At 66.6% G+C, this 24018-nt stretch carries 22 protein-coding genes; 12 read left to right on the forward strand and 10 right to left on the reverse strand.

The window, feature by feature from the left end; translation table 11 throughout:
- Window positions 1–5: 5 nt before the first annotated feature.
- Window positions 6–1121, reverse strand: a complete 1116-nt coding sequence (locus RS901_RS06490; RefSeq protein WP_316152144.1) for a DUF2855 family protein — start codon at window positions 1119–1121, stop codon at window positions 6–8.
- A 38-nt stretch (window positions 1122–1159) separates the two neighbouring features.
- On the opposite strand from RS901_RS06490, the gene RS901_RS06495 reads away from it, so the two are divergent.
- Window positions 1160–1951, forward strand: a complete 792-nt coding sequence (locus tag RS901_RS06495) for a TetR/AcrR family transcriptional regulator (protein ID WP_316152146.1) — start codon at window positions 1160–1162, stop codon at window positions 1949–1951.
- Between the two features lie 102 nt (window positions 1952–2053).
- The gene (locus RS901_RS06500) at window positions 2054–2494 is read left to right on the forward strand and encodes a CBS domain-containing protein (RefSeq protein WP_316152148.1); all 441 of its coding nucleotides are present in this window, start codon (window positions 2054–2056) and stop codon (window positions 2492–2494) included.
- A gap of 92 nt (window positions 2495–2586) precedes the next feature.
- On the opposite strand, the gene RS901_RS06505 is transcribed toward RS901_RS06500, so the two are convergent.
- Window positions 2587–2730: a hypothetical protein gene (locus RS901_RS06505; RefSeq protein ID WP_316152149.1), complete on the reverse strand. Its 144-nt coding sequence runs from the start codon at window positions 2728–2730 to the stop codon at window positions 2587–2589.
- Window positions 2731–3069: 339 nt separating this feature from the next.
- Between RS901_RS06505 and RS901_RS06510 the strand changes: the two genes are divergently transcribed.
- The 6 genes from RS901_RS06510 to RS901_RS06535 all read left to right on the forward strand — a co-directional run bounded on the left by RS901_RS06510 (window position 3070) and on the right by RS901_RS06535 (window position 11472).
- Window positions 3070–5679: a type VI secretion system Vgr family protein gene (locus tag RS901_RS06510; protein ID WP_316152151.1), complete on the forward strand. Its 2610-nt coding sequence runs from the start codon at window positions 3070–3072 to the stop codon at window positions 5677–5679.
- A complete protein-coding gene (locus RS901_RS06515; RefSeq protein WP_316152152.1) occupies window positions 5669–7504 on the forward strand; it encodes a lipase family alpha/beta hydrolase in 1836 nt (611 codons plus the stop codon). The genes RS901_RS06510 and RS901_RS06515 overlap by 11 nt, the downstream gene beginning before the upstream one ends.
- A complete protein-coding gene (locus RS901_RS06520; RefSeq protein ID WP_316152153.1) occupies window positions 7501–8715 on the forward strand; it encodes a T6SS immunity protein Tli4 family protein in 1215 nt (404 codons plus the stop codon). Before RS901_RS06515 ends, RS901_RS06520 begins: the two co-directional genes overlap by 4 nt.
- Window positions 8712–8987: a PAAR domain-containing protein gene (locus RS901_RS06525; protein ID WP_316152154.1), complete on the forward strand. Its 276-nt coding sequence runs from the start codon at window positions 8712–8714 to the stop codon at window positions 8985–8987. The genes RS901_RS06520 and RS901_RS06525 overlap by 4 nt, the downstream gene beginning before the upstream one ends.
- Before the next feature lie 228 nt (window positions 8988–9215).
- Window positions 9216–10781: an MDR family MFS transporter gene (locus tag RS901_RS06530; RefSeq protein ID WP_410054159.1), complete on the forward strand. Its 1566-nt coding sequence runs from the start codon at window positions 9216–9218 to the stop codon at window positions 10779–10781.
- A gap of 82 nt (window positions 10782–10863) precedes the next feature.
- Window positions 10864–11472, forward strand: a complete 609-nt coding sequence (locus RS901_RS06535) for a glutathione peroxidase (protein ID WP_316152155.1) — start codon at window positions 10864–10866, stop codon at window positions 11470–11472.
- Window positions 11473–11498: 26 nt separating this feature from the next.
- Here the strand turns inward: RS901_RS06535 and gstA are convergent, their stop codons facing one another.
- The 6 genes from gstA to RS901_RS06565 form a co-directional block, all read right to left on the reverse strand.
- Window positions 11499–12125 carry a glutathione transferase GstA gene (gene gstA / locus RS901_RS06540; protein ID WP_316152157.1) on the reverse strand — a complete coding sequence of 209 codons (627 nt, stop codon included), beginning with the start codon at window positions 12123–12125 and terminating at the stop codon, window positions 11499–11501.
- A gap of 145 nt (window positions 12126–12270) precedes the next feature.
- The gene (locus tag RS901_RS06545) at window positions 12271–13008 is read right to left on the reverse strand and encodes an aspartate/glutamate racemase family protein (protein ID WP_316152160.1); all 738 of its coding nucleotides are present in this window, start codon (window positions 13006–13008) and stop codon (window positions 12271–12273) included.
- A 31-nt stretch (window positions 13009–13039) separates the two neighbouring features.
- On the reverse strand, window positions 13040–14461 hold the full coding sequence (gene hydA / locus RS901_RS06550; protein WP_316152162.1) for a dihydropyrimidinase: 1422 nt from the start codon (window positions 14459–14461) through the stop codon (window positions 13040–13042).
- A 4-nt stretch (window positions 14462–14465) separates the two neighbouring features.
- A complete protein-coding gene (locus RS901_RS06555) occupies window positions 14466–15194 on the reverse strand; it encodes a maleate cis-trans isomerase family protein (protein WP_316152164.1) in 729 nt (242 codons plus the stop codon).
- A 70-nt stretch (window positions 15195–15264) separates the two neighbouring features.
- Entirely contained in the window at window positions 15265–16461 is a 1197-nt protein-coding gene (locus RS901_RS06560; RefSeq protein WP_316152166.1) for a serine hydrolase, read from the reverse strand.
- A gap of 104 nt (window positions 16462–16565) precedes the next feature.
- On the reverse strand, window positions 16566–17864 hold the full coding sequence (locus tag RS901_RS06565) for an MFS transporter (protein WP_316152167.1): 1299 nt from the start codon (window positions 17862–17864) through the stop codon (window positions 16566–16568).
- Window positions 17865–18064: 200 nt separating this feature from the next.
- On the opposite strand from RS901_RS06565, the gene RS901_RS06570 reads away from it, so the two are divergent.
- The 3 genes from RS901_RS06570 to RS901_RS06580 all read left to right on the forward strand — a co-directional run bounded on the left by RS901_RS06570 (window position 18065) and on the right by RS901_RS06580 (window position 21181).
- Complete coding sequence (locus tag RS901_RS06570) at window positions 18065–18790, forward strand: GntR family transcriptional regulator (protein WP_316152169.1); 726 nt, start codon at window positions 18065–18067, stop codon at window positions 18788–18790.
- Between the two features lie 22 nt (window positions 18791–18812).
- A complete protein-coding gene (locus tag RS901_RS06575) occupies window positions 18813–19664 on the forward strand; it encodes a fumarylacetoacetate hydrolase family protein (protein ID WP_316152171.1) in 852 nt (283 codons plus the stop codon).
- A 269-nt stretch (window positions 19665–19933) separates the two neighbouring features.
- Complete coding sequence (locus RS901_RS06580; protein ID WP_316152173.1) at window positions 19934–21181, forward strand: M20 aminoacylase family protein; 1248 nt, start codon at window positions 19934–19936, stop codon at window positions 21179–21181.
- An 18-nt stretch (window positions 21182–21199) separates the two neighbouring features.
- Here the strand turns inward: RS901_RS06580 and RS901_RS06585 are convergent, their stop codons facing one another.
- Window positions 21200–22078 (reverse strand): helix-turn-helix transcriptional regulator, encoded by an 879-nt coding sequence (locus RS901_RS06585; RefSeq protein ID WP_316152175.1) that lies wholly within the window; start codon window positions 22076–22078, stop codon window positions 21200–21202.
- A 127-nt stretch (window positions 22079–22205) separates the two neighbouring features.
- On the opposite strand from RS901_RS06585, the gene RS901_RS06590 reads away from it, so the two are divergent.
- Window positions 22206–23441 carry an MFS transporter gene (locus tag RS901_RS06590; RefSeq protein ID WP_316152177.1) on the forward strand — a complete coding sequence of 412 codons (1236 nt, stop codon included), beginning with the start codon at window positions 22206–22208 and terminating at the stop codon, window positions 23439–23441.
- A gap of 3 nt (window positions 23442–23444) precedes the next feature.
- Here RS901_RS06590 and RS901_RS06595 read toward each other — a convergent pair whose 3' ends face one another.
- Window positions 23445–23996: a MarR family transcriptional regulator gene (locus RS901_RS06595; RefSeq protein ID WP_316152179.1), complete on the reverse strand. Its 552-nt coding sequence runs from the start codon at window positions 23994–23996 to the stop codon at window positions 23445–23447.
- Window positions 23997–24018: the final 22 nt, after the last annotated feature.

Consider the following 24018-nt stretch of genomic DNA (forward strand, 5'->3'; position numbering starts at 1 on the left):
AGCTTTTACCCCACGACCACCACATACCCCTCCTGCGGCGCCCCGCTCCCCGCCGCCAGCCGCGCGATCCTTGCCTGCGCGGCTTCGAATCCCCGTTCCTCCACCAGCGCCAGCCAGCGATTGGCCGGATCGCGCGCATGATCGATAAAGCGGCGCTGTGCCGCGTTGAAGCGCCGGTTCACTTCCTGCGGTCCCCAGTCGGCATTGCGCTTGCGGATCTGCACCGGCGCGAAATAGAACTCGGGCCTGGGCCCGGGCAGGTGCAGGTCGCGCAGGAAGCCGGTGTTCTGCGCCGAGCCCGCAAAGCAGTCGTACACCAGGCTGTCACCGAAATGCGCATGCACGCGTGCGCGCAGCGATTCGTCGCCGGAGAAGTCGACATAGAGCGTGGGCTCGTCCACCGGCACCGATGCCAGTTCGTCATAGGTGACGGTGCTGTCGTAGCAGCCAAGGTCTTCGACAAAGGCGCGGTTGCGGGCCGAGGTCAGCCCGGTCAGCGCGATGCCGTCGAGGTCGCGCAGGCAGAAGGCGGTGCCATAGGCCGTCTTGCTGGAGGCACTGGACACCACCAGCCGCCGTGCGCCGAAGAAGCGGTTGTCTTCCAGGAAGTCGGCCAGCATGAACGAGGTGATGAACAGCGGCCGGTACAGCATCTGGTAGTGCTCCAGTTCCGGCGCGTAGGCGGCGTCGTTCTGCACGCGGGTGTACTGGTTGTAGGCCGAGGTCAGCCTGGCGCGGTGCTCGGCGGCATCGTAGAAGCCGCGCACGGTGATGCGCTCGGGTTGCATGCGGATATGGCTGGCGATGGGGAAATAACCGTAGAAGCGCTCGCCGGCCGCGATGCCGTCGACGCCGGACGCCACCACATCGGCAAAACCCCACACCGGCAAATGCCCCCACTCCGGCTGGCCGGTGGGGAAGAACTCCCAGTACTGCATCGCCTCGCCGAAGGCGGCGTAGGTGATGTTGTTGGTGGTCAGGGCAAAGCGGTCCAGGCGCAGCAGCACTTCGCCGGGCGCGGCGGTGGCGGGTTCGTGCGCGGCTTCCAGCCGGCTTTCGTTTAGGGCATCCTTGCGGCTGAACAGCCGCGTGATGGCAAGGGTCGGTTCAGTTGCTGCCATGTCTTCTCCTGGTTCGCGGCCCGTCCGTCCGGCGTGCAATGTTCGCCATGACTTCCGTGAGGCCGATGCCAAGAATCTATCGCCGCGCCAACGCCGCCGGGTTCGGAAACGAAGCGCCCGCCGCGGGCGACCTGAAACGGCCCGCCACGCCGCGCAGCAAGCCGCTCAAGCGCCCTTCGCAGCGGCGCGCGCACTTCACCGTCAACGCCATCTACGACGCCTTTGTTCGGATCTGGCGCCGCGATGGCTGGGACGGCGTGACCACGCGCGCGGTGGCGCTTGAGGCGGGGTTCTCGGTGGGCACGCTGTACGAGTACTTTCCCAGCAAGGAAGCGCTGGCGTCGGGCTATGTGCGCCACACGGTCGAGAGCATGCTGAAGCGCATCGACACCGAGGTCACGCAGGGAACCGATACCGACTGGCGCACCCGCGTGCGGCGGCTGGTCGCCATCGCCTGCGGTGCGGACGACGAGGCCACGGGCATCGTCTTCGATGTCGACATCATCGGGCTGGAGCCGCGCATCGCCGAGCCCAAGCACCACAGCGCGTGTTCGAAGAGTTCTGCGGGGCCTGGCGCCGGGCGCTGTGCGCTTGCCCCGACTTGCCCACGGCCCCGGATGCCGCGAAGGTGCAGGCACTGGTGCTGGCGGTCTGGGGGGCGCGCCGCTATCGGCTGCTGCTGCAGGGCGCGGCGCTGCAGCCGGCGCAATGGGTGGCCGAAATGCAGGCGCTGTGCTTGGCGGCGCTGGACGAGAAAGCGACCGATGCGCTACCCTGACCCCACGGCTGCCATGCGGGCGTCACAACGATGCTTACAAAGATTCGCGTAAGTCACCCTGTGACGGCGCGCGTTACTTTGCTACTCTGATTGCATTGGCACCCAAGCAGGCACCGCCAGCCGCATTGCATTGTCGACGGAAAAGGAGTTGGTGATGAAAACCGCACGCCAGGTTCTGGAGTCCAAGCCGAGTCAGGCCATTTACAGCGTCCCGCCCACGGCGACCGTCTACGCCGCGCTGCAACTGATGGCGGAGAAAGGCATCGGCGCGCTGCTGGTGATCGAGCATGGTGCGATCCAGGGGATCCTGAGCGAGCGCGACTACGCGCGCAAGGTGATCCTGATGCAGCGCACCTCGCGCGAGACGCTGGTGCGCGACATCATGACCCACGCGGTGATCTACGTCGGCGCCAGCCAGACCACCGACGAATGCATGGCATTGATGACCCGGCACCGGCTGCGCCACCTGCCGGTGATGGAAGGTGACGAGCTGATCGGCATGCTGTCGATCGGCGACCTGGTGAAGGACATCATCTCCGAGCAGCAGTTCATCATCGAGCAGCTGGAGCATTACATCACCGGGGGCGGGCGTTAGGCCTGTCGTGTTCGGGGGCCAGGTCGCATTGCATGCGCCCGCCCCGTCCACGATCCCGCGCGCGGCCGCCGGCTAGCCCAGCGTGCCGAACTTCACCCCATCTGCCGCCAGGCAGATGGCGGCGCCCCCACGCCGGTGCGCAACGGCAGGCGGCGCGGCTGCTGCGATTCCACGATCAGCTTGTCCTGCAGGATCGCGGAATAGGGCGCGACCACGCGGTATTCATACTCGACCATGGCTCCACCGGCGCCCGCTCGCGCAACTGGCCTCTTGCCGTTAGCCTGCGTCTACTACTGCAACAGGAACCACTCGCGAGGCTTAATCGGCTTAACTGCATGCCGAGGACGATACCCGCCATGAGGCGACACAGGCACGTCATCGCACAGGCTGGCAGCAGCGCAATGTGCCGCATGATGGCTAGGAATCGTCCTAATTGGCTGGTTTTCTGCTAAACGTTGCAATCTTTGGCACGTGTAACGCACGTTTTGCGGATAACATCGCCTGTGCTCCGCAGAAGGTGCTTCGCGCGTAACACGGGTGCCTTGCGGTAATCCTCATCCCGGGAGGCCGCCAGCATGGGTATCCGCGACAACCTGCCTTTTCCCGCCCGCACCGTCACGGTCTCCGGCCCCGCCTTGCCGGAAATCCCCGGGCAATCCCCCTTCACCTTCGTGCGCCTGGAGGGCAAGGAGGGCGTCTGCGGCCTGTTCGAATACGACATCGAACTGAAGACGCCGGACAAGGCCTACAACTTCCACGGCCCGGAAGGCAACTTCGACTTGCGCGAGATGAACGGGCGCGAGCTGACCGTGCATATCGAACTCGACGGCATGGGTACGGGGTTGGCGGGACGCATTGGCGCAGGCACTCGCGAGATCAGCGGCATCGTCGATCGTGCCCGCTACCTGCGCGCCGAAGGGCGGCACTTCGTCTACGGACTGACGCTGCGCCCCTGGCTGTGGATTGCCTCCCAGAACCGAAACAGCCGCGTTTTCGAGAATCGCACCGATATCGAGATCATCGAAGAGGTCCTGTCCGCGTACTCCTTTCCGGTTGAGCGCAGGCTCGACGTGGCGAAATACCCCAGGCGGGTCTACCGCACCCAGTGCGATGAGAGCGACTACACCTTCATCGCCCGCCTCATGCAGCACTGGGGCATATCGTGGTTCTTCGAACACTCGGAGGGTAAGCACCGCCTGGTTCTGGCCGATCACGTCGGCGGTTACTTCAACATGCCGAGCGAGGCGTATCAGGTGCTGGAAATCCATCCGCCTGGCGCCCGGGTCGACCAGGAACACATCGATGCTTTCTCGGTCGTCGATGCCGTGGTCGCAGGCAAGTACACGACCAATGCCTACAGCTTCACCCAGCCGCGCGGCAACCTGACCGCCTGCAGTTCGGACCCGCGAGACACGGGCCTGAACACTGGCGCGCTGCATCAGGAGGTGTACGACTTCCCCAGTGAACACGCCCAGCCCGCCACGGACAACCGCCCATGGGACGAAGGCGACATGATCGCCCGCATCCGCATGGAGGAGATCCGTTCGCGCGGCCTGCGCTGCTTCGGCGCCGGCAACCTGCGTGCCGTGGTGCCCGGCTGCACCATGCACCTTGAGGGACACCCCCAGCACGCCGCCAACCGCGAGTACGTGGTGCTCAGCACCAGCCTCAGGCTGGAAGACGTGGCCGAAGCCTCCGGCGAAGACCAGCGGTGGCACTGCCGGGTGGAATTCGAGTGCCACCCCACCCATGAGGTCTTCCGCCCGGCACTGAGCATCCCGTGGCCAGTGGTGACGGGCCCGCAAAGCGCGACGGTAGTTGGCCCCGATGGCCATACCGTATGGCCTGACCAGTTCGGACGCGTGCGCGTGCAGTTTCCGTGGGACCGCTTCAACAAGATGTCCTGCTGGGTGCGCGTGGCGACGTCATGGGCGGGCTCGCAGTATGGCCAGGTCAGCATCCCGCGCATCGGCAGTGAAGTGCTGGTGATGTTCCTGGACGGCGGTGATCCGGACAAGCCGATTGTGATGGGCGCGGTGCCGAACAGCCTCAATATGCCGCCGTGGCAGCTACCGCATCAGCACGCGCTGACCGGCATTCGCAGCCGCGAACATGATGGCGCCGGCAGCGGCCATCTGGTGTTCGACGACACCAAGGGACAAATCCAATCCCAACTGTCCTCGGACTACCAGCGCTCGCAACTGAGCCTGGGCTACCTGAGCCGCATCGAGGACAACCGGGGCCGCCAGGATCATCGCGGCAACGGCTTCGAGTTGCGCACCGATGGGCACGGTGCCGTGCGCGGGGGCGATGGGCTGCTGATCAGCACCGAGGCCCGGCCCGATGCCAGGGCGCACCACAAGGACATGGGCGAGACGGTTGAGCGGTTGCATCAGGCCCAGCATGCCCACGACACCACCGGCCAGCTCGCGCAGCACCATCACGCGCAGGACGAGGAACAGCAGGACGTCGCCAAGGCGCTCAAGGCGCAGCATGACGAAATCCGCGGCTCCGGCGAGGTCAATGATGAATTGACCGCGCCCCATCTCGTCCTGGCCTCTGCGGCCGGGCTGGCGGCGACGACCGCCAGATCCACGCAATTGCACAGCGGCGAGCATCTGGCCGTCACGACCGGCAAACACGCTTCCTTCGTCAGCAGCGGCGGAATCTTTGCCAGTGCGGCGCGACGGATTGCGCTGTTCGCGCACAGCCTAGGTATTCGACTGGTGGCCGCCACGGACCACATTGCGCTCGAAGCGCAGGACGGCGACATCAAGGGCACCGCCAAACGCCACATTCACTTCCGCGCGCTTGGGGACATCGTGTTCGAGGCTGATCAGGGCATTCTGTTCAAGGTCGGGCAAACCTATATGCGCGTGACCCCTTCGCAGATCGTCGAGGGCATGAGCGGGGTGAAACAGATTCACGCGACCGATCTCAGTGTCGATAGCCCGGACGGCATGAACCCCAGCGCCCTGGCGCTGCCGCAGAGCGACTTCGATCAGGAGGTGTACTTGCATCGCCCTGATGGCTCGCCCGCCAAAAACTGGAAATTCCGCCTGAGCCAATCCGATGGCAGCGTGATCGAGGGCATCACCGGTCCCGATGGGCTGACCAGACTCCAGCAAAGCCAGGGCGCAGAAAACATCCATGTAAAGATCCTGGGAGTGGCCCATGGAAACTGATCGCATCCATCTGAAAACCGGCGAAGAGATCGGCGGCCATGCAGGCGCCACCATTGCGCTGACGCCTTCGACCGACACGCGCCGCGTCAGTCTGCCCGTGCCGCCTGACAAGGTGATTCCGGTCATCTTCCTGCCGGGCATCATGGGGAGCCACCTTCGCATGAGCCGGAAGCGGCAGGAGGATCTCGAGCGCGACGACAACATTGCCTGGCGGCCGGATGACTTTGGGGACACGCTCGCCCGCCGCAACGACTCTCCGGGCCGGCGGCAAATGAACTTCGATCCCGATGAAACGGAAGTGGACCGTTACGAGATCACCGAGGACGCCGGAAAGTTCGACATGACCGGCGAGGAAACGGTCAATTCCGACAAGCGGCACGGCAACGTCCCCGATGGGCTGCCCGATATCGGCTTGCTGCTGAGCGCGCCACTGCCGCCTGCCGCCGAACAGTGGAAGGCCAAGCGTGGCAAGCACGAGGCCACCGCCGCGCAGAAGGCCCGCTGGCGCGGGTGGAGCGAAGTCATGTTCGAGACCTATGGCGAGGTGATCAAGCTCATGGAGGCTCACCTGAACGACATGCTGGTACCGTTGACTGACGGAGAGCTCTCACCGACCTGGAAGAAGGGCAAGAAGGTGGAAGTGCTGGGCGTCAACCCCGCCTATTGGGGCGGCGCCGGCGATGCGCTGAGCGAGGCCGATATCCTGCGCGTGGCGAACTGCTGGTATCCGGTCTACGCGATGGGCTACAACTGGCTGGAAAGCAATGGCACGTCCGCAAAGAAACTGGCCAAGCGCATCGACGAAATCATCGAGATGTACAAGGCCAACGGGCGGCAGTGTGAAAAGGTGATCGTCGTCACGCACTCGATGGGTGGCCTGGTGGCCCGCGCCCTGCTGCATCCGGACTATGGCAACGCGCAGGACAAGATTCTCGGCGTCTACCATGGCGTCCAGCCTGCGCTCGGGGCCGGGGCGGCCTACAAGCGGGTGCGCGCAGGGTCCGACGTGCAGGACAATCTGGTTGGGAACATTGCCCGCAATGTCATGGGCAGAACGGGCAAGGAAGTGACGGCGGTCTTTGCCAATGCCTCGGGGCCGCTGGAGCTGCTGCCGACCGCCTCCTACCCGCGAGGATGGTTGCGTCTGCAGACCGGCGACTACCGGCAGGCCATGGCGCTGCCGATTACATCGGATGCACCGTTGAAGGCGTATCTGAGCGATCTGGACTTGCATCAGAAGCTGGGCGTGGACAAGCCGGCACCGCCGATGGCGGTGGGCGATCCGGTCTACGACATCTACACGCGCAATCCTCAGGCGTGGTGGCGACTGTTGAATCCGGAATGGATTAATCCGGCAGATAAGGATCTTAGAGGGGCGGAGCCGTACGCACTTGCGAAGAAGCGGATTGCCGCCGCGCAGCTTTTCCACAAGAACATCAAGGATCTGTACCACCCCACGACCTATGCGAGCTACGGCGAGGACAGTTCGCAGAAATGCTATGGCAGCGTGACCTGGCGGGCGGACACTGCCGATCTGGTACCACATGGCGACCCCCTCACGTGGACGTTCGAAAGTGAGGATGCCGAGGGCCGCATCGTGGTGCGTACAAGAAGCAACCAGCCGCTCACCTTACGGCTGGAGCCGCCGGTCGATGCAGGTGACCAGACAGTGCCCGCCAAGGCGTCAGCCGAAGCCGTGCGCGGGACGCTATTCCGGCAAACTGGCTACGAGCATCAGGGCAGCTATCAGAATGACCAGGTGCTGGCGAGCGCGCTGTATTCGATCATCAAGATTGCCAACACCGCGACATGGTGGGGCCAATGACCCGCCGTGGCTTTGCAATCATTCTGGCCAGCCTGCTGCTCGCGGGCTGCCAATCGTTTGCGTATCCGGAGAACAAGATGTCGGAACCCGTTGCGCTGTCGCCGCGCCTGCAGACCCTCTTCGCCAAGACCAAACCGGTGTGCTTTGGCCGCTATGTGATGGAAGTCCCGGCCGAAGCCGAGATGCTGTGGGGATTCCGGGAGTTTCCCGGCAAAATTATTACGCACGTCGGACAAGCGGAACGCCTGAAAGAACGAGCGGAGTCATTTCGTCGCGAGATTCTAAGTAAGGATCGAACTGCCAAGATTAGCTATTTTGGTCAGGCGGCAACTTCGCGAAGCTGGGAAATTCGATATTTTGAAGACCAGCTCTCGATCGACTACGGGGTGGAAATGAAGCATACCTTCGTAGCATCTGGTTCGAATCTGTTCGAGTGGTTTACTGGTGGCGATAAGCTCGCTCCCTTAGTGCATGGCATCCGGGCACGCGACAACGCAGACATTCCCACGGCCCCCGGCGTCTGCATCGACCACGGTTTCGTCGCGGACGCGTCCGGCAGCTACCAGGAAATCTTTGGTGCAGGCATCCGGCTGCCCAGCCTGCCCGATGTCAGCTTTTCCGTGGACTCCAACAAGCTGGCCAGCGTGGACGACGAACGTGGTCTGCTGACTTCGATTGCCGAGCAAAGGAAGTATCTGGGAAGCCGCTACCCGAAATTGACGACCCTGCGCGAGGGCAAGCGCGCGGTCGGCGTCTGGCAAGGGGAAGAATCGCTGGTCCGCCGTGCGGATGGCACACATGACTTCGAGTGGGAAGCTGTTGGCAGGGAGCGAACGACGCTGCATCCGGCCGTGATCGGCGCCAAGATGTACACGAAGGTGGCGGCCAATCGCATCGGCGCTGCGGATCAGGCATCGCTGACGGACGAGGAAGCTGTAGCCCTCTGGGACAGGCTGCTGGATGGTGTGCGTTTCCGTGTCAACGCGCCGCCGACGCAGACCGGCGATCCGGTCACGGTGCGCTCGGGCGAAACCACCCCGCTGTCCGGCATCTGGCGCGCCTCGCTTCGGCCCGGACACCCTCAGGCGGATTGGGTGGCCAGCAAGTCCGGCATCCTGCGGCAAAAAGGAATGCCGATGATCCGCTTCGGGCTTTCGCCATCAGACGAAGCGCTGGTGGTCTGGACGTGGATGGGCGAGGCCAGCACATGAGCCGCCGCATCATCACGGTTGGCGATATGACCGACCACAATGGCGTGGTGGCCACGGGTTCCCCCAAATACAAGCTCTGGGGGCGCGCCGTTGCGCGGCTGCATGACGAGGTGGATTGCCCGCAGGTTTATCCGGACGGACGGCCCCATGGGCGTAACAAGATCATTCAGGCCTCCGGGCCGAAGTTCGGGGGCGTGCCCGTTGCGCTGGAGGGGGATGGTTGCGAATGCGGCTGCAAGCTGATCGGCAGTTCCCGTGCGACGATCGGGTAATGGAAGTCTCGCCTACAATCTTGCATCGTCGTGCCTGATCGCATCACGCAAGTGATGTGTCAGACATCCGTCATCGCAAGCGCGATATTTGCTGGCCGCATATAATTATGCGTTTGCTGAATTAGGCCACCCGCGACGGCGTCACGCCCCTCTTACGCGGTTCCCGGCCGATATTCCCTGCATTTGACGTTGCTTCCACCGCACATTGCTGCGGTTTCGTGCCTGCCCATGTCTTCACCCACTTCTGCCGCATCCGCCCGGGACACCACGCCGGCCCTGCCCGCCCACGACCATCGCGCCGTGATGCGGGTGATCGGCGGCATCGTGCTGTGCATCCTGCTGGCCGCGCTCGACCAGACCGTGGTGATCCCGGCGGTGCCGGCGATCGCCAATGACCTGAACGGCTTCAGCCACCTGTCGTGGATCGTGACGGCGTACCTGATCGTGTCCACGGTGACCACGCCGCTGTACGGCAAGCTGTCGGACAGCTTTGGCCGGCGGCGCCTGCTGATGGTGGCGATCACGCTGTTTATCGGCGCCTCGGTCGCATGCGCGCTGGCGCAGTCGCTGGGCCAGCTGATCCTGTTTCGCGCGCTGCAGGGGGTGGGCGGCGGCGGGCTGATGTCGCTGGCGCAGGCGGCCATTGCCGATGTGGTGGCGCCGCGCCAGCGCGGGCGCTACCAGGGCTACCTGGCCACGGTGTGGGCGGTGGCGTCGATCGCCGGGCCGCTGGTGGGCGGCTGGGTCTCTGACCATATGTCGTGGCGCTGGCTGTTCTGGGTCAACGTGCCGCTGGGCCTGCTGGCGATGTTCATGTGCTACCGCGGGCTGGCCATGCTGCCGCCGCGTGGCGGGCGTGCGCGCGTGGACTGGCTGGGGGCGCAGCTGCTGGCGGTGGCCATCGTCGCCTTCCTGCTGGCGATGAGCTGGGGCGGCGACGTCTACGACTGGCTCTCGCCAGAGCTGGGCGCCCTGCTCCTGGTCGCGGTGGCCGCCGTGGTCCTGCTGACCTGGCAGGAGCGCCGCGCCGCAGACCCGATGCTGCCGCCGCGCCTGTTTGCCAACCGTGCCTATGTGATGGGCGTGGCCGCCTCGGCGCTGGCCGCGCTCGATATCTTCCTGTGCATCTTTGCCCTGCCCCTGCACTTCCAGCTGGTGCGCGGTGCCGATGCATCGACCTCCGGCCTGCTGGTGATGCCGTTCCTGCTGGCCACCGTGGCGGGCAACTTTATCGTCGCGTGGCTGGCGCCGCGCGTGGGCCGCATGCGCGGCATCCTGACCGCCGGCTATATCGCCGGTGCGCTGGGGCTGATCGCGCTGGCGCTGGTGACGCCGGCGGTGCCGCTGGCTGTGGTGCTGCCGGCGATGACGCTGGCCGGCGTGGGCCTGGGCATGACCATGGTGGCCACGCTGATGAGCGTGCAGAACGCGCTGGAGCGCCGCGACACCGGCGCCGGCACGGGCGCGCTGCTGGTGCTGCGCTCGCTCGGCAGCGCGCTGGGCGGGGCGCTCGCCGGCACGCTGCTGACGCTGGAATTCCGCCATGCGCTGGCGGCCTCGGGTATCACGCAGGCACTGGACCTGGGCGCGCTGCGCCACGGCAGCGAGGCCTTTGCGCAACTGTCGCCATCCGTGCGCGCGGTGCTGGCGGGCGGTGTGGAATCGGGCTTCCACCTGATCTTTGCCGCAGGCGCGGCGGCGGCAGTGCTGGCGCTGCTGATCGTGCGCCGCATGCCGGACCTGGAGCTGCGCAGCGGCGTCACCGAACACGCGGCCACGCTGGCGATGGACTGACGGGCGCCGCATCCGGCCGGCCGCCATCGGCGTAAACTACGCGTACCCGATACAGCGAGCCGACCACCGGAGCCCCGTTGCCATGATCCGTCGTCCCCTGCTTTCCAGCCTGGCTGCCGCCCTGACCCTTGCGGCCGCCAGCACCGTCCTGCTGCCGGCGCCCGCGCGCGCCGCCGACAAGCCCGCCGCGGCGCCTGCCGCGGGCGCCTGCCCCGCCTCGCTCAACTTCACCTTCCCGCGCCTGCAGGATGATGCGCCGCAGAACCTGTGCCAGTACGCCGGCAAGGTGGTGCTGGTGGTCAATACCGCCAGCTATTGCGGCTTCACGCCGCAGTACGAAGGGCTGGAGGCGCTGTACGCCAAATACGGCGCACGCGGGCTGGTGGTGCTGGGCTTCCCGTCCAATGACTTCTCGCAGGAACCCGGCTCGCAGAAAGAGATCGCGGACTTCTGCTACAACACCTACGGCGTCAAGTTCCCGATGCTCGGCAAGTCGCATGTGCGCGGCAGCGATGCCAACCCGATGTACGCGCTGCTGGCAAAGCAAACCGGCACCACGCCCAAGTGGAATTTCTACAAGTACCTGATCGGCCGCGACGGCCAGGTGGTGGCCAGCTACGGCAGCCGCACCAGGCCGGACGACAAGGAACTGGTGGCGAAGATCGAATTGCTGCTCGGCACGCAGCGCTGAGCGAGCGATTCTGCGCGCGGCCGGGTTCAGTCGCGCACCAGCCCTTCGGTCCGCATCGCTTCCTGCACCGCGGGCCGCGCCGCAACGCGCGACAGGTACTGCTGCAGCGCCGGGTAGTCGTTGAGCGGCAGCTTCAGGATGCGGGCCCAGCCGACGATGGTGAAGCAATAGGCGTCGGCCACGGTGAAGCGATCGCCCATCAGGTACTGGCACGTTTGCAGGTGCTGGTCGAGTTCGGCAAAGCGCCGGTGCAGCCTGGCCTTGCATTCGTCCTGCGTGCTCTGCGCGGTTTCCTTGTGCCACAGCCACGGGCTGAAGACCTTGTGCAGTTCCGTTGAGACCAGCGTGATCCAGCCGGTGGCTTCCAGCCGCTCGCGCGTGCCGGCGGCGGGCAGCAGCGCGCGTTCGGGCACCAGGTCGGCGATGTATTGCAGCAGCGATGCCGCCTCGGTATGGCGCGAGCCGTCGTCGAGCTGCAGCAGCGGCACGTAGCCGCGCGGGTTGATGGTGTAGTAGTCGTCGGTGCCGTTCTCAGGCACGGCCAGCTTGTGGTGGAGCAGGTCGACCTTGGCCAGCGTGACCGGCAGGCCGGCTTCGCGCAGGGCGATATGGACGGCCATCGAGCAGACGCCCGGAGTGTAGTAGAGCTTCATTGCGATCCTGTGGTGGTTGCCTGGCCGCCACGCCATGCGGCGGCCGTGCAGGCAGTCTAGGATCGTCCCCCCTTATGCAGCAATGCGCGTCCTTGCGGACGCGCATTGCAGATTTGCACAGGGCTCAGTTTGCGCTCGGTTGCGCTCAGTCGAGCAGCTTTGCCAGCGCCGGCGGCAGGCCGGCATTGGGCTTGCGCGGCGGCCGCGCGAAGCTGCCCTGCGTGGCGCTGCCGGCGCGCAGGGCCACCAGCGATTCGCAGTGCCGCACCGCGCTCGACACGCCATCCACCACCGGCACCGGGATGCGCCCTTGCAGCGAGCGCGCCAGTCCCGCCAGCGGCGCGCCGGCGACGATGATCACGTCGGCGCCGTCCTGCTCGATGGCTTGCAGGGCAAGTTGTTCCAGCCGCGCGGCATGGTCTTCCTGCACGCTGCCGATATCGCGCAGGGGCTCCTGCAGCGAGCGCACGCTGGCCAGCCGCGACGACAGGCCGTTGGCCGCCACGCATTCGCGGTACCACGCCTGGATGCGGTGCGAGATCGCGATGATGGAGAAGCGCTGCCCCAGCAGGCAGGCGCTGGCCAGCGCGGCTTCGGTCATGCCGACGACCGGGACGTCGAACAGCTCTTTCAGGCCGGCCAGGCCGGGGTCGCCGAACGCGGCGACCACCAGGCCGTCGAACTGGCCGGCGTGTTCCGCGGCGGCGCAGGCGGTGGCATAGCCGCCGACCAGCGCCTCGAAGCGGGTTTCGATATAGGCCACGCCGAAGGCCGCGGTGGCCATCTGCAGGGTGGTGGCGGCGGCGGCGGTGCGCCGCGCTTCCGCCTCGATCAGCGCCGTAACGGATTCGCTGATATTGGGATTGACGATCAGGAGTTTCATGTTCGGAATGGGTTGGCTGCAGGCTTGGCGATCAGCCCAGCATCGGCGCGCCCGCCGGCAGGAACTGCCCGCGTCCGGCCTGGGGTTCCTGGTACTGGCCATCGCGCACCAGCATCTCGCCGCGCGAGAAGCAATGCACCGGCCAGCCGGTCACTTCGATGCCTTCGTACGGCGTGTAGTCCACTGCGTGGTGCAGCGCGCTGTTGCGGATCTGCACGCGCTTGTTCGGATCCCACAGCACGATGTCCGCATCCGCGCCGATGGCGATGGTGCCCTTGCGCGGATACAGGCCATACAGCCGTGCCGGCCGCCACGAGGTCAGCTCGACAAACTGGTGCAGCGACAGCTTGCCGCGCGCCACGCCGTCGAACAGCAGCGGCAGGCGCGTCTCGATGCCCGGCAGGCCGTTGGGGATATGCTCGAATGAAGGACGTTCGCCGCCCGGCTGCTTGCCTTGCGGGTCGTCATAACGGAACGGCGCATGGTCTGACGAGAACACGCTGAACACGCCATTGGTCAGCGCGCGCCATACCGCGGCCTGGTTCTCCGGGTCGCGCGGCGGCGGGCTGCACACGCACTTGGCGCCTTCGTAGCCGTCGTCGCCGGGCAGGGCCATGTCGTCGGCGGTCAGGTACAGGTACTGCGGGCAGGTCTCGGCCAGGATCTGCAGCCCCCTGCCTTGTGCCCAGCGGATCTGCTCGATCGCTTCCTTGCCCGAGACATGCACGATCAGGATCGGCACGTCGACCAGTTCGGCAAAAGTGATGGCGCGGTGCGTGGCCTCGCGCTCCACTGCGGCGGGCCGTGCCAGGCCGTGGAAGCGCGGTGCGATGCGCCCTTCCCCGACCAGCTTGTCGGTCAGCCACGAGATGCAGTCGGCGTTCTCGGCATGCACCATCACCAGCGCGCCGTTCTGCTTGGCGACGTCCAGCACCGACAGCATTTCGCGGTCGGACAGCTTCAGGTCGTCATAGGTCATGTAGACCTTGAACGAGCTGTAGCCCTTGCGGATCAGCGCCGGCAGTTCATCGGCCAGCACCGCCGGCGTGGGGTCGGCCACGATCAGGTGGAAGGCGTAGTCGATCACCGCGCGGCCTTCCGCGCGGCGATGGTAGTCCGCCACGGCAGCCTTGAGCGAAGCGCCCTTCTCCTGCGCGGCAAACGGGATCACGGTGGTGGTGCCGCCGCACACCGCGGCGCGCGTGCCGGTGAAGAAGTCGTCGGCCATGCGCAGGCCGTCGGGCATGGGCTGGTCGAGGTGGCAATGGCCATCGACGCCGCCGGGCAGCGCCAGCAGGCCATCGGCATCGATCTCGCGCGCGCCCTGCGGCAGCGCGTGGCCGAGCGCGACGATCTGCCCGTTGCGCACGCCGATATCGCAGCGGAAGCGGTCAGAGGCAGTGACCACGTCCGCGCGCCGGATCACCAGGTCGAGGCTGTCGTGAGTGGACATCGGCTTACTCCACTTCGCGGAACAGGCGGCCCCAGCCGCGCAGCTCACGTGTGTCCACGCCGCACAGGCGCAGCGACTTCCACACCACGGTGGAGATAGTGTCGTACAGCGGAATGCCGGTTTCGGCTTCAAGTTCTTCGGCCAGGTGCGCGGCGCGCAGGTTGGTGCAGAAGGTGGTGATGGCCTGCGGCTGGTGCCGGGCCAGGCCGCGCACCATCTCGCGGATGGTGTCTTCCTCGACCTCGGCGAAGCTGTAGTTCACATGCAGGTCCAGGTGGCTCTCCGCCACGCAGTTGAAGCCGCTGCGCTCGTAGTTGGCGATGATGCGCTGCTGCACGTCGTCCAGGTACGGCGTGGCCAGGCCGAAGTTGCGCGCGCCGGTCTTTTCCAGGATCTCGTTGAGCGCCAGCACCGAGGTGGTGGCCGGAATGCCGGTGGCTTCGGTGATCTGCTTGCACAGCGCTTCATCCTTGTCGAAGCCGAGCCAGCCGGAAGACGTGCCGTTCCAGGCGATGACATCGACGCGCGCATCGGCCAGCAGGCTGGCGGCGGCCAGGATCTTGTCCAGGTTGAACTGGCCCAGGGCCTGGTCGCGCAGCGAGATCTCGGTCACGGTGAAGCGCGAGAAATGCGCGCTGACATTGGGCAGGCCGCTGACCATGGCGCTGGTGATCGGTTCGAGCGCCGTGTTGGAAGACGGGGTCAGCATGCCGAGGCGGATTTGCTTGGTCATTTCAGTCATTCTCAGGAGTGAGCGGGCGCCGTCCGCCTGGATATGTCGGGGGCGGCGCCGCTTCGGTTGTTTATTGTTCGGGTTTGTCGTTGAAGGCGAGGGCGGTGCCGGGTACGCCCTGGCTGCTGCGCGCCAGTTCCAGTTCCTTGCGCAATGCCGCCTGTCGCGTGGCGTCGGGCTTGACCGACTTGCCGGCCTGCAGCGCGGGCAGCACGTAGTCATTGACCATGCGCCGGTACAGGTCGAGGTATGCCGCATCGCGCAGGCCGCCTTGCGTGGACATGATGCTGTTCATCACGATCACCGCGTTCTGCTTCGGCAGCACTGTGATGAACTGGCCCTTGTAGCCCATCGCGCTGAACTCGCGCTCGCTTTGCACGATGTTGTTGACCCAGCAGTAGAAACCATAGTCCTTCGCCGGACCCGCAGGCGTGGTCATGCGTGCGACCCACGAGGCCGGCACGATCTGCTGCCCGTTCCAGCGACCTTCGTTCAGCATCAGCATGCCGAGCTTGGCCATGTCGATGGAGCGCAGCCGCAGGCCCCAGCCGCCCGAGACCGCGCCCTTGCCGTCGGCGCCGTCCCAGCGGTAGTGGCTCATGCCGAGCGGGCCGAACAGGCGCGCCTTGGCGTACTGGTCTTCGGGCTGCCCGGCGGCCTGAGTGATGGTGGCGCCGACCAGCACGGGATTGACGTCGATGTAGTCGAACTCGGCGCCGGCCTTGGTGCGCACGGCGGCGGTCGCCGCCACGCGCAGGCGGTCCGGCACGCCGTAGTAGAGCGTGTCGGTGCCTTCCACCAGCTTGTACGACAGGCCGCTGGACATCGACATCAGGTGGCGCAGCTGGATCGCCTGCTTGTCTGCCAGCGCGCCGGCCAGGTCGGGGCGCGCGGCAGCCAGGCGCGGCGCAGGCGCGTCTTCGGCGCTCAGCTTGCCGTCGCCGACCAGCGTGCCGACCAGCAGGGCACTGATGAACTTGGTGACGGAATACAGCTCGTGGTTGTAGTCGCGCGCCAGGCCGTCGCCGTAGCGCTCGAATACCAGCTTGCCGTCCTTGATGACGAGCAGGCTGCGCACGTCGAGCTTGTCGCGGCGGATCCATTCGGACAGCGCGACGAGCCTGGCCGAATCGACGCCGACGGCTTCGGGTTGTGCGGTCGGCAGTCCATCACCGGCAGGTGCCGGTGGCGCTGCCGGCGCGGCCTGCGCCTGCGCTGCGCCCAGCACGAGCAGGGCGGCGGCCAGCATACGTGGGAAGCGGGTCATGACATGTCTCCTCCACCGCTGCGCCGGTAGCGGCCGGCGCAGCGTGTGTGGTTTGCCTTGCATGAGGCAATGTTTGAGTGTGGGTCCTTCGGTGCAGCAGGGGATCAGACCGGGATCTTGGTCTCGTAGTCGATCGCGGTGGAAGCGAACAACAGACCCACGCCGGCTGCCGCGAAGAACATCAGCGCCAGGAAGTAGGAGCCCGTGGCCTGCACGATCAGGCCAACGATGATCGGCACGCTGATGCCGGCGATATTGCCGCCCAGGTTCATCAGGCCGCCCAGGAAGCCAATCTTGTTGCGCGTGGCCAGCATCGACGGCACGGACCAGAACAGGCCGCACCAGCGCAGGAAGAAGAGGGTGGAGGAGAGCAGCGCCACCACGGCCACTGCGTCGGTGACATAGGCCACCGAGAAGATCGACACGGTGGCGACCACGGCCGCAATGCCGAACAGGGTGCGCATCACCACGTTGGGGCGACCGCCGGCTTCCTTCCACTTGTCGGCAATCCAGCCGCCGACGAGTTCGCCGACGAAGCCGCTCATGAAGATGATGAAGCTCGCGCCGCCCATCGTCTTGAGGTCAAAGCCGCGCGCCTTGCTCAGGTAGGTCGGCATCCAGGTGAGCAGGCCGTAGAAGACGGCGTTGAAGCACATCCAGCTGATGGCCATGCACCACACCGAGCGGTACTTGAAGAAGTCGAGCGAACGGCCGGACAGGTTGGCCGGCTCGGCACTGTGCTCGCGTGCCTGTGCCTCCTCGATGTGGCGCGCTTCGAGTTCATTGACGCCGCTGTGTTCGCGCGGCGAATTGCGGATGTACCACCAGGCCACGAAGCCGGCGAGCACGGTGCCGACGCCGGCGACCACGAACGACATGCGCCACGAGCCGAGTTCGCTGATCAGCCCGGCAATGATGAGCGAGCCGAGCGCTGCGCCCAGCGGCGCGCCGCCGTCAAGCAGCGTGGCACCGCGTCCGCGTTCGTTCTGCGTCATCCAGATGGCGTTGAGCTTGCCGCCGGCCGGGTAGATCGGCGCTTCGGCGGCGCCCAGCCCGAGTCGGGTCAGCAGCAGCGAGGTGGCGTTGGTGCAGGCCGCCGCGATCGCCTGGAAGAAGCCCCAGAACACGGTGGCGCAGGCGATCACGATGCGCGGCTTGTACTTGTCCGCGAGCATGCCACCCGGGATCTGCATGAAGGCGTAGGTCCAGAAAAAGGAGCTGAGGATCAGGCCCTGCGCGGCGGGGCTGAGATCGAACTCCTTGGCGATCAGTGGCATGGCCACCGACAGCGAGGCGCGGTCAATGTAATTGATCGCGACGAGCAACAGCATCATCAAAAAAATCTTCCAGCGTACGGAGCTCTTGCCCTCCGTCATCACTGTCGCCCGGGTTGTCGTTTCCATGGCGGCGTCTCCTTCGTTGTCCTTTGAGGCGGTTTCGAATAGTGGTGCCACGCGTCTTGATAGTTGTCTCGCGCAACAGGACGCAGTATAGGATACGTAATCTGTAATTACAACGCTCGTAAGTCATTGATTTTACTAGTTGCCAACGAAAAATTTTGGAGTATGCTAGCCTCTGTCTGGTGTTTTTCCCGGTTCTGGTGATGTCTGTGACACAAACGCTTTCCAACACTCCGCGGCTGCGCACGCTCGGCATGTCCGCTGAAATCGCCGCGCGGCTTCGCACCATGATCGAGGAGGGCGAGCTGCCCCCCGGTGCACGCATCGACGAGCGCGCGTTCTGCGAGGCGTTCGACGTCTCGAAGACGCCGCTGCGCGAGGCGCTGAAGGTGCTGGTGGCCGAGGGCCTGGTGCTGCACCGGCAATACATTGGATACCGCGTGGCGCCGCTGGACCTGGATGAGTTGCGCGCCACCTTCGAGACCCTGCACGGGCTTGAGGCGCTGGCGGGCGAACTGGCCGCGCAGCGCCTCAGCGATGCGGCCATGACCCGCCTGGACCGCCGCCACCGGGCCATGATCGATGCGCACGCCGCGGGCCGGCGCACCGACTATTTCCGCATCAACCAGGAAATCCACCAGCTCATCATCGACGGCGCCGCCAACCCGGTGCTGGCGTCCGTCTATGCCTCGCTGATGAGCAAGGTCCACCGCGCGCGCGGCGCGGCCAATGCCGACTCGCTGCGCTGGCAGGAGTCGCATGAGGAGCACGAGGCCATCATGGCGGCGCTGCATGAACCCGGCCGCCCGCGCCTGGCGCAGGTGCTGCGCGAGCACTCCGAGAACACCGCCCGGGAAGTCCTGGACGTGGTGGCACGCTCGCTGGCCGAAGCCGGCGGGCGCAACGCGGGCCTGAAGAAATCCGCCTGAACTCCTCAAGAAGACAACGACGATGAAACTGGTTCGAGTAGGCAACCCAGGCGCCGAGCGCCCGGGTGTGATCGATGCGCACGGCCGCGTGCGCGACCTGTCCGGCATAGTGGCCGATATCGGCGCGGCGCAGCTGGCGCCGGCGGCACTGGCGCAACTGGCGCAGGTGGACCCCGCGTCGCTCCCGGTGATCGAGGGCGCGCGCTTCGGCGTGCCCTGGAGCGGGGTCGGCAAGATCGTGGCGATCGGCCTGAACTATGCCGACCATGCCGCCGAGGCCGGCATGCCGCTGCCGGCCGAGCCGATCGTGTTCCTGAAGGCCAACAGCTCGCTGAATGGTCCCAACGACGCGGTGATGCTGCCATTCGGCTCGGAAAAGACAGACTGGGAAGTGGAGCTGGGCGTGGTCATCGGCAGCACCGCGCGCAATGTCTCGCGCGAAGCGGCGCTGAACCACGTGGCCGGCTATTGCGTGGTCAATGACGTGTCGGAGCGCGAGTTCCAGATCGAGCGCGGCGGCACCTGGGACAAGGGCAAGGGCTGCGACACCTTCTGCCCGGCCGGCCCGTGGCTGGTGACGCGCGACGAAGTGCAGGACCCGCAGGCGCTGGGCCTGTGGCTGGAGGTCAACGGCGAGCGCGTGCAGAAGGGCAGCACCGCCACCATGGTCTTCGACGTGGCCACCGTGGTCAGCTATGTCAGCCGCTTCATGACGCTGCTGCCGGGCGACCTGATCGCGACCGGCACGCCGCCGGGGGTGGGCATGGGCTTCAAGCCGCCGCGCTTCCTGAAGGCCGGCGACACCATGCGCCTGGGCGTGGACGGGCTGGGCGAGCAGACGCAGCAAGTGGTGCCCTACGGCGGCGAACGCTGAGGGCAGGGCCGTGGCAGCGCGTCACCCTTCGGGGTGACGCATGCCGGCAGCGCTGCTGCGGGCAAATACACCATCCCCAATGGTTCCCCATCGATACGCTTTCACACAAAGCGTTGGGTTTCCATACAAAGCGTACGATTAGGGCAACAGTTCCGGTGCCGAAACGGGCCCGATTACATGGTTTTACAGGTAAACGCACACTTAGCGTTTCGCTCGCGTTTTCTGCGTGAAATACTGGTTATACAGGTTTCGCCAGAGAGCAAAACACCATGTCTGAGCACGCCCCCGAAATCGAGTCCTACCTCGGCACCACCCTCACGGCGTCCCCCGCGTCGCCACTCAAGCACCGGTACTGCGCGCTGGCCGACACCCTGGACAGCCGCGCTGAACTCGAAGTCATCCGGCGCAACATCCACCAGCATCCCGAACTGGCCTTCGACGAGGTCCGCACCTCGGGCCTGGTCGCCAGCCTGCTGGAGACGTGGGGCTATGCGGTCACGCGCGGCGTGGGCGGCACCGGGGTGGTGGGCACCCTGCGCTGCGGGGACAGCGGGCACAGCGTCGGCATCCGCGCCGACATGGACGCCTTGCCGATCCACGAACGCACCGCACTGCCATACGCCAGCGTCAACGCCGGCCGCATGCACGCCTGTGGCCACGACGGCCATACCGCGATCCTGCTCGGCGCGGCAAAGCAACTGGCGCGCACGCGCAACTTTGACGGCACCGTGCACCTGATCTTCCAGCCGGCCGAGGAAATCGGCGCGGGCGGCGGCGCCGAGCGCATGCTGGCCGACGGGCTGTTCGAGCGCTTTCCCTGCGATGCGATCTTCGGGCTGCACAACCATCCGGGGGTGGAGCAGGGCCATTTCCTGTTCCGCTCGGGCCCCTTCATGGCGGCGTGCGACACGGTCACCATCACCATCCGCGGCAAGGGCGGCCACGCCGCGCGCCCGCACCAGTCGGTCGACCCGATCCTGGTGGCAGGCAGCCTGGTGATGGCGCTGCAGTCGGTGGTGGCGCGCTATGTCGACCCGAACGAGACCGCGGTGGTGACGATCGGCACGCTGCACGCCGGCCACGCGCCCAATGTGATCCCGGACAACGCGCGCATGGAGATCAGCGTGCGCTCGTTCAACCCCGAGGTGCGCGCATCGGTGGAGAACCGCATCCGCCAGCTGGCCACGTCGCACGCCGAGGGCTACGGCGCGGTGGCCGAGGTCGACTATGTGCGCGGCTACCCGGTGCTGGTCAACAGCGAGCGCGAGACCGAGTTCGCGCGCCAGGTGGCCGAGGAGCTGGTCGGCGCCGGCAAGGTGGTGGACCAGGCCGCGCGCATCGCCGGCAGCGAGGACTTTGCCTACTTCCTGCAGCAGCGCCCGGGCTGCTTCGTGCGGCTGGGCAACGGTGCCAACCAGCCGCTGCTGCACAACGCCGGCTACGACTTCAACGACGATAACCTGACCGTCGGCGCGGCCTACTGGACGCGGCTGGTGGAGCGATACCTGGGGCGCTGACCGGCCAGGCGCCACCGCTCAGCGGAAGAACGCACTTGGCGGCACGCCGAACTGCCGCCTGAACATGGTCGCGAACGCGCTCGGGCTGTCGTAGCCCAGGTCCAGCGCCACATCCACCACCTTGCTGCCGGCGGCCAGCTTCTCCAGCGCCGCCAGCAGGCGCGCCTGCTGGCGCCATTGGCCGAAGGTCATCCCGGTTTCACGCGCAAAGCGGCGCTGGATGGTCTTGGGGTCCACCCCCAGCCGTGAACCCCAGTCCGCCAGCGTCAGCGCCGTATCGGGCGCGCCGGTGATGGCATCGCAGATCTGCCGCAGGCTGTCGTCGGCCGGACGCGGCAAGTGCAGCGGCAGCGACGGCACCAGCATCACTTCATCGAGCAACAGCCGCATCAGCCGCGCATCGCGCGTGTCGGGGGCATAGGGCAGGGGGATGTCGATCGCCGCCAGGATCAGCTCGCGCAGCAGCGCGGAGATGCCCAGCACGGTGCAGCGCTGCGGCAGGTCGGGCGCGGCATCGGGGCGGATATAGGCGGTGCGCATCTGCACCCGGCCGACCATGCGGATCCAGTGCGTGGTGCCGCCCGGCATCCACATGCCGCGCGTGGGCGGCACGATCCACTGGCCTTCGGCGGTGGCCACCACCATCACGCCGTGCACCGCATGGATCAGCTGCGCGTGCGGATGCTGGTGCGGGTTGGTCACGTGGCCGGGCAGGTAGTCGGCGGCCATGGCGGTGACGGGCAGGGGGCTGCGGTCGAAGCGGACGTAGGGCGGGGGATCGGCGTAGGTGTCGCCCAGCGCCAGCGTCTCGGGCGTGGGGGCAGGGGGCGCATGCTGGTCGCGGGGGCGGCGGCGGGCCGCGCCGGAAGCAGAAACGGGGCGAGGGGCGCGCGGCATGTCCTTTTCTCCAAGGTTGCGGACCTATTCTCGCAGGACAGGCGCCGGGGCGCCAGCTAGCATCGGTGCTCAGTTCCTTCCAGGCCGGCGCCCCCGCTGGCCGCTTTCCGTCTGTCGAGAGCCGCCAATGAGCACAACCATCGACTCCGCGCCTGCTGGCGCGACACCGTCCGCGACATCCCCCCAGGCCGAACGCACCGGCTTCCGCGTGCTGTCGGCGATCAGCTTTGCCCACTTCCTCAACGACATGATCCAGTCGTTGATCCTGGCGATCTATCCAATGCTCAAGGGGGGCTTCAACCTGAGCTTCACGCAGATCGGCCTGCTGACCATGACCTACCAGGTCACGGCGTCGCTGCTGCAGCCGGTGGTGGGCCTGTACACCGACAAGCATCCCAAGCCGCACTCGCTGGCCATCGCCATGGCGTTCACGCTGGCGGGCTTGCTGCTGCTGTCGGTGGCGCCAACCTACGGCGTGCTGCTGGTGGCCGCTGCGCTGGTCGGTACCGGGTCGTCGATCTTCCACCCCGAGTCGTCGCGCGTGGCGCGGATGGCCTCTGGCGGCCAGCACGGGCTGGCGCAGTCGATCTTCCAGGTCGGCGGCAACGGCGGCAGCGCCATGGGGCCGCTGCTGGCTGCGCTGATCGTGCACCAGCAGGCCAGCCTGGCGTGGTTCTCGCTGGCGGCGCTGGTGGGCATCGTGGTGCTGTGGCGCATCGGCGGCTGGTATGCGCGCCAGCTGGCGCAGGGCGCGCGCAAGCGCAAGGCCGCGGGCGCGGTGGCCGGCCCGGTGCCCACGCGCGTGGTGGTGCGGGCCATGGTGGTGCTGATGGTGCTGGTGTTCTCCAAGTACTTCTACATGGCCAGCCTGACCTCTTACTACACCTTCTACCTGATGGAGCGCTTCGGGCTGGCGCGCCAGGACGCGCAGCTGCACCTGTTCATGTTCCTGGCCGCGGTGGCGGCGGGCACCATTCTGGGCGGCCCGATCGGCGACCGCATCGGGCGCAAGCGCGTGATCTGGGCCTCGATCCTGGGCGTGGCGCCGTTCACCCTGGTGCTGCCGCACGTGGGCCTGTTCTGGACTACGGTGCTGACCTTCATCATCGGCTTTATCCTGGCCTCGGCGTTCTCGGCGATCCTGGTGTTCGCGCAGGAGCTGATTCCCGGCAAGGTGGGCATGGTGTCGGGCCTGTTCTTCGGCTTCGCCTTCGGCATGGGCGGCATCGGCGCTGCGGTGCTGGGCGGCATGGCCGATACGCACGGCATCCGCGCGGTGTACGAGTATTGCGCCTACTTGCCGCTGCTGGGCCTGCTGACGGTCTTCCTGCCCGACCTGCGCGAGCGTGCGCAGCGGGCCTGACGCTCAGGCCGGTTCATTGCCTTCGCCGCCACCGCCCGGTGGCGGCTCGAACATGCGCAGCCAGCGGCGCAGCAGCGCGGCCAGCTGCGCGCGCTCCGTCGCAGTCAGGTCCGCCAGCAGGCGGTGCTCGTTGGCCACGTGCAGTTCCAGCGCGCGGTCGACGCGCTCGCGTCCGGCCTCGGTCAGTTCCACCAGCAGCCCGCGCCGGTCTTCCGGATTGGGCTGGCGCCGCACCAGCCCGGCCCGCTCCAGGTGGTCGAGCCGGTTGGTCATGGTGCCCGAAGTGATCATCAGCGAGCCGATCAGCGCGCCCGGCGACAGCGCAAACGGCGGCCCCGCGCGCCGCAGCGTCGCCAGCACATCGAATTCCCACGGCTGCAGGCCGGTTTCCCCAAGCGCGGCTTCAATGGCGCGGCTGGTATGGCGGTTGAGCCGTCCCAGCCGGCCGATCACGCCCATCGGCGAGGCATCCAGGTCCGGGCGCTCACGTGCCCATTGGGCGAGAATGCCGTCGACGTGGTCAGGCGTGTCTTCGGGTTTGCGGCGGGTAGTCATCGAGGAGCAGGCGTGCGGATAC

Source organism: Cupriavidus sp. BIC8F, assembly GCF_032465815.1.
Lineage (GTDB): Bacteria > Pseudomonadota > Gammaproteobacteria > Burkholderiales > Burkholderiaceae > Cupriavidus > Cupriavidus necator.